This is a genomic window from Rhodococcus sp. P4_B6 (genome assembly GCF_056402215.1).
The window spans coordinates 24,673-30,672 of record NZ_JBFUHV010000104.1; the positions used below are offsets into that span (position 1 = coordinate 24,673).

Below are 6,000 nucleotides of genomic sequence, written 5' to 3' on the forward strand. Positions count from 1 at the left end.
GCCAGAGATAGAGATGGTGCCAATGGCAAATCCTCTTCGAGCGCAGCCCGCATGCATCTGAGGCGAACTGGAACGTCGATAATTCTGCTATGCAGAATTGAAATCCACCCTGAGGTCCGTTGCCGGCATCCGCATGAAGTCAAAGTCAGGATATATAACCGAATCCTGTATACCAGGTCTCGCCGAAGGTAACACTACGGAAATCACGCTATTCTTATCTATGGATAGCCGTTCTATTAGGCAGAACTTGCATCAGCGTCGTCCCCGGCTGCGGCAACGAAGGCAGGCTGCTCCGGTGGAGGTGGAAACCGTCATGCGTGCCCAGTTCCGCGGTCGGGCGACGTGCGCAGGCCGCGCCATTTCACGGAAGGGGGTGCCCAGCCGGGCCACCACAGGCTCCGGCCAGGCTGCTCTCCGGTCAGGTGTCTTGTGCTCACGGGCTGGCAAACGTAGAGTGATACCAAACGTTTGGCAACCGCCCATGCAGCTTCCGGAAAAGCGGGAGTGACCTGCGGTGGGCTGCCGCTCCTCGCTTCTCTAGTAAACAACGGCCACTAACAGGAAGGTCAGGCGCAGTGTCCACACGTGACGGCCTCGGGAACCATCAAGAGCAGTTCTATTCGAAGTCCTCGATTCCTCGACCGCATATCACCCGTTCCGAGGGTATTCGCTTCTACGGCGCTGATGGCACGGCGTATATCGATGCGAATGCTGGTGCGGCAGTAGCGAATATCGGTCCCGGTAACGAACGCGTCCTTCAGGCGATGGTCGACCAGGGCCGACGCATGACGTTCTCGTACGTTCGTTTCTCCCGACACGACCCCAACATCGAGCTGACGGCGCGGATCGCCGAGCTCGCCGGACCCGGATTTGAGCGCATCCACCTTGCGAACGACGGGTCCGAGGCCAACGAGATGGCCATCAAACTTCTCCGGGTCGCGGCCTACCAGGCAGGAAAGCCGGCGAAGCGGAAGGTCATCTCACTCACGCCGTCCTACCACGGCGGAACGCTCGGAACGATGGGGTGGACCGGGGACAGTGAGTACACCGCCTACTACGGCGACATGATGGTGCCCTCGACGAAGGTTCCCGCGCCGTTGACGTACCGCCGCCCCGACGGAATCAGCATCGAGGAGGCGGGATCGCTCGCCGCCGAGCACCTCGAACGCGCGATCCTCGAACTTGGTCCGGACAACGTCCTCGCTTTCATCATGGAGCCTGTTGGCGGAACAGCAACCGGCGCGAACGTTGCACCGGAATCCTATCTGCGCGCCGTTCGCGAGATCTGCACCCGCCACGATGTCTTTCTCGTCTTCGACGAGGTCATGTCCGCGACCCGGACCGGAAAATTCCTGGCTGCCCAGCACACCCCCGACGCACGCCCCGACGCGATCGTGATCGCCAAGGGCCTGGGCGCCGGATACGTCCCGCTCGCTGCGACTGCGGTCTCGGCGGAACTGCTCGAGCGCCTCACCTCGAACGGTGGCTTCGATCTGTCGCACACGTACAACGCGAACCCCATCTCCTGCGCGGCAGGCTGTGCGGTTCTCGACGAGATGACCGAGCGAGGCCTGATCGAGAACGGCGCGGTCATGGGTCGAGAGCTGACCAAGCAGTTGCAGGGTCTGGCGGAGAAATGGCCGCTGATCGGTGATGTCCGCGGCCGCGGGCTGATGGTCGGCGTCGAGATCGTCGCGGACCGCGCCACGAAAGCCTCCCTTCCCGGTGCTGCCAACGCGACGGGCGAGATCCGTCGTGTTGCCATGGAGAACGGATTGCTCATCGGTGGTCGTCGACTCAACGGGGGAGCCTTCGGTGAATTCCTCATGCTCACGCCCGCATTGATCATCACCGAGGCCGAAGTCACCGAGATCGTCGAGCGGCTGGATACGACCCTCGCGACGGTGACGAAGCGRCTGCAGGCCGCCGGATATCTCTCGGCCTGAGAAACGGAGACCGCATGTCTGTTCTCGACCCCCTCACCATTGCCGATCCGGGGCAACTCACTGCCGACCTGGTCCACCTGTCGACCATCGTCGACTCCACCGTTCCTGGCTGGACCAGGCAGGCGTTGACCGAGGCCGATGTCGTCGGCCGGCACTGGGTCAGAGCTCGAATGGCGGAGGCCGGCCTCGACGCTCACATCGACGGCGCAGGCAACGTCATCGGTGTGCTCCGCGGGACCGCGCCTGGCAACAGCGCAATCATGACCGGATCACATACCGACACCGTCGAGGGAGGTGGGCGATACGACGGCAACGTCGGTGTCGCATCCGCCCTCGAGGTGGTGCGGACCCTCCGCGCCAACGAAGTTCGACTCCGCCACGACCTCATCGTCGTCGACTTCTTCAGTGAGGAGCCCAACCGGTTCGGAATCAGCTGCATCGGCTCGCGGGCGCTGACGGGGTTCATCACCGCTGAGGATCTCGACCGGGTGGACTCGGACGGTGTCCGGTTCGCCGACGAGTTGGTGCGCATCGACATCGACCCCAGTGCGCTGCTGTCCTCACGGATGGACACCAGCCGCATCAAGGCGTTCGTCGAGCTGCACATCGAGCAGGGGCCGTATCTCGAGGAGCAGGGCAGCGATATCGGCCTCGTCACTTCCATCACTGGGATCAAGCGATTCCGGGTCGCGTTCAGGGGCCGTCCGGATCACGCCGGAACGACGCCGATGAACCGGCGGCACGACGCGGGATGTGCCGCCGCAGGATCGGTCCTGGCCATCGAACAGATCGCCTCCGCGAACGTCGACGGTAGAGGAACTACCGGGTTGGTCACCTTCACACCGGATGCAGTGAACATCGTCACCGAATCCGCCGAACTCTGGGGCGAGTTCCGCAGCCCCGATCTGCGCTGGCTGGACGACGCCGGAACCGAGTTTCACAGCGCGGTGCAGCGCGAGGGCGCCAGCCGTTCGGTGGAAGCCCAGCTGGACTGGCTCCCGTCGGAGCAGCCCGCCGGCATGGATGATCGGTTCATCGAGGTCACCGCGCGGGAGGCAGACCGACTCGGACTCAAACAATCCCGCCTCTACAGCGGCGCCGAACACGATGCGGCGATTATTGCGAAGAAGATCCCGACAGCCATGATCTTCGTGCCGTCGAAGGACGGCCGCAGCCACTGCCCGGACGAGTTCACCGCCGACAAGGACATCCACTCGGGCGCGAACGTACTTCTCAACACGATCATCACCCTTGATCGCGAGCTCGACTTCGCCTGACCGCGCCGTCTTCGCGACTGGTTCGGACTTCGCACTCTGGAGAACAACATGGATTTGTCACACCTTCTGTACCGAAGCGCGTTGCGTTATCCCGACAACCCGCTGTGGGTCTCGCTCGACCGTGCGCCCGTCACCTACGCGGAAGGCGCAGCCCGCGTTAGCTCCCTAGCCAACGCCATCCTGACCCGCGCTCCTCAGCGGGCGCGGGTCGCGATTCTGTCGACGAACCGCTACGAGGGGCTCGAAGGCTTCCTGGCCACCATCACGGCCGGCTGCGCCGCGGTCACCCTCAACCCGCGAGGCCATCAAGAGGACTACCGCCACGCTCTCTCGGACTCCAGGGCCACCATCGTCCTGTGTGATGCAACGCTCGCCGACCGACTGACTCCCCTTCACGAGGATCTTTCGCAAATCGAGCACTGGGTCAGTTTCGGCGGGGACGTCCCCGGTTTCGAACGGCTGGACGACTGGCTGAAGTCGCCGAGCGAACGTCCGGACATTGTGATCGAGCCCGATGATCCCGCGTGGCTGTTCTACACATCGGGAACCACAGGCAAGCCCAAGGGAGCTGTGGAGACCCACCGGAACCTGCTCGCGATGACGCGCCACTTCATGCTCGAACTCGGATCCGATCTCGGGTCCAACGACGTGATGCTGCACCTCGCTCCGATCTCGCACGGATCGTGCAGCGTCGCGATGCCACACCTCGCGGTGGGCGCGGCGAACGCGTTTCCGAGCTCGCTCAGTTTCGACCCCTCCGCAGTGCTCGAAACGATTGATCGCCTGAACGTCACTGCAACGATGCTCGCCCCCACGATGATTCGGATGCTGCTCGACGCTCCTGATGTGGAGAAGCACGATCTGTCAAGCCTGAAATCGGTCGTGTACGGGGCTGCTCCCATGCCGGTCGCCGACCTGAAGCGCGCGCTCGAGGTCTTCGGCCCCGTGTTCGTGCAGTTCTACGGACAGGCAGAGGCAGCCGCGACCATCACCTGTTTGCCGAAGGCCGAGCACCGTCTGGACGACGAGGACTGCGTCCGACGACTCGCCTCGGCCGGCCGCGAGACCTTCTCGACTCGCATTCGAATCGTCGACCCCGAGGGACGGGAAGTCCCCGCCGGCACCGTCGGAGAAATCACCGTCCGCGGTGAGCTGGTGATGTCCGGCTACTGGGAACGCCCGGACGCGACAGCCGAAACGATCAAGGACGGCTGGCTGCACACCGGCGATGCCGGCTACCTCGACGAAGGGGGATACCTCTTCATCACAGACCGCATCAAGGACATGATCATCAGCGGTGGATCCAACATCTATGCCCGCGAGGTAGAAGAGGTCCTCGGCCAGCATCCGGACATCGCGCAGGCCGCGGTAATCGGCATCCCCGATGAGAAGTGGGGTGAAGTCGTCGCAGCTGTGGTTGTCGCGCAGGAGGGCACAGATCTGACTCCCGAGTCCGTCATCGATTTCGCACGAAAGTCGATGGCCTCGTACAAGAAGCCACACCACGTCTGGATCGTGGACGAACTGCCAACCAGTGCCTACGGCAAGATACTGAAGCGTGAACTGCGTAAGCAGTACCAGACCGCGGGGCAATAGCGGAGTGATCGAGTATCCGTCGCCCCGCCCCTCGAATGGCGTGCTCCACGAAACGCCGGATTCGGTTTGGTAATGACGTGCGCAGCGCATGTGTCCCGGGCTGGCCAGGCATTCCCCGGACAGTTGGCCGTATGGAACGATCGTTTCTTGCCCGGCCTGACACGACTGGCCTCCGCACTGGCCGAGCGGGATGCGCCCTCGGCAGTCCAGCTCCATCACGGTGGTGCGCGCGCACGCCACGAATTTGCAGGACTTGAGCCGGTCGCCCCCTAGGATGATGCATCCAGAAGTATCCGCGTACTGATCACCGAAATCTGTTACATAGTACGAGATTTCGCTTCTACTGCACAACGGGTCGAGCACGCGGGACTCGATGGCGTCGAGATTTCTGGAGCGCACGGTTACCGCCTGTGCCAGTTCCTGGACTCGCGACCCAACACCAGGACCGACGGCTACGGTGGCACGCTGGAGAATCGTTCCCGGATGGTTCTCGAGGTTCTCGAGGCGGTGAGAGCGGCGACCGGACCCTCGTTCCAGGTCGGTCTGCGTCTGCGCCCCGAGCGCTCCGGTGTCCTTCTTCCGAGAGCTGTCACGTGGCAGAATGCACCATGACATCGGACCTTGTCGACTATCTCGATGTGGGATGTAGAGAAGCGCCCACACCGTGAAACCAGCCCGAACCGGCTCTCACGCGACCTGGCCGCTGGTGCCACACTGCTGGATGTCTTCGCATCGCTTCCGCGAGGGAGCACACGGCTCGGCGTGGCGGGCAAGATCCCGTCCGGCGCCGTGGCCCAGTCGTGTCTTGATCGGGGAGCGGACTTCGTTCTAGTCGGAACGGCGGCGATTCTTCAGCACGACTTAGCTCGCCGAGTGTTGATCGATCCGTCTTTCAGCAGCATCGATCAGCCGGTGTCGTGAATATCTCGCGTCGCAGGGACTGGGCCGCACCTTCATCGACTATCTCGCGAATGATTGGGACGATTTCGTCGCGTGATGATCACGCCCCTGGCCGAGGTGCCGGTCCTACCAAGGCGCCGCGCACCTCGGACGAGGAGGCACGGACGATCAGAGCGGGCTCCAAAGCGGCGCTTGCCGCATCACGTCCCTCGATCAACGACACCAGCTTGCGCGCTGCCGTCCGCCCCATCGCGCCCAGATCCGTGCGGACGCTGCTGAGG

The 6,000-nt window shown here is 63.3% G+C and carries 3 protein-coding genes and 2 pseudogenes; 4 read left to right on the plus strand and 1 reads right to left on the minus strand.

The window, feature by feature from the left end; all coding sequences use genetic code 11:
- Nucleotides 1-575 precede the first annotated feature (575 nt).
- From AC1DWT_RS33775 to AC1DWT_RS33790, 4 genes and pseudogenes are all read left to right on the plus strand, one after another.
- The gene (locus AC1DWT_RS33775) at nt 576-1,946 is read left to right on the plus strand and encodes an aminotransferase family protein (protein WP_164060180.1); all 1,371 of its coding nucleotides are present in this window, start codon (nt 576-578) and stop codon (nt 1,944-1,946) included.
- Nucleotides 1,947-1,960: 14 nt separating this feature from the next.
- The gene (locus tag AC1DWT_RS33780) at nt 1,961-3,223 is read left to right on the plus strand and encodes a M20 family metallo-hydrolase (protein WP_095870031.1); all 1,263 of its coding nucleotides are present in this window, start codon (nt 1,961-1,963) and stop codon (nt 3,221-3,223) included.
- Between the two features lie 48 nt (nt 3,224-3,271).
- Nucleotides 3,272-4,819: a class I adenylate-forming enzyme family protein gene (locus AC1DWT_RS33785; protein WP_095870032.1), complete on the plus strand. Its 1,548-nt coding sequence runs from the start codon at nt 3,272-3,274 to the stop codon at nt 4,817-4,819.
- A 45-nt stretch (nt 4,820-4,864) separates the two neighbouring features.
- Nucleotides 4,865-5,431, plus strand: a pseudogene (locus AC1DWT_RS33790) (oxidoreductase); the annotation flags it as partial.
- 388 nt (nt 5,432-5,819) lie between these two features.
- Here AC1DWT_RS33790 and AC1DWT_RS33795 read toward each other — a convergent pair.
- A pseudogene (locus AC1DWT_RS33795) lies at nt 5,820-6,000 on the minus strand (hypothetical protein); the annotation flags it as partial.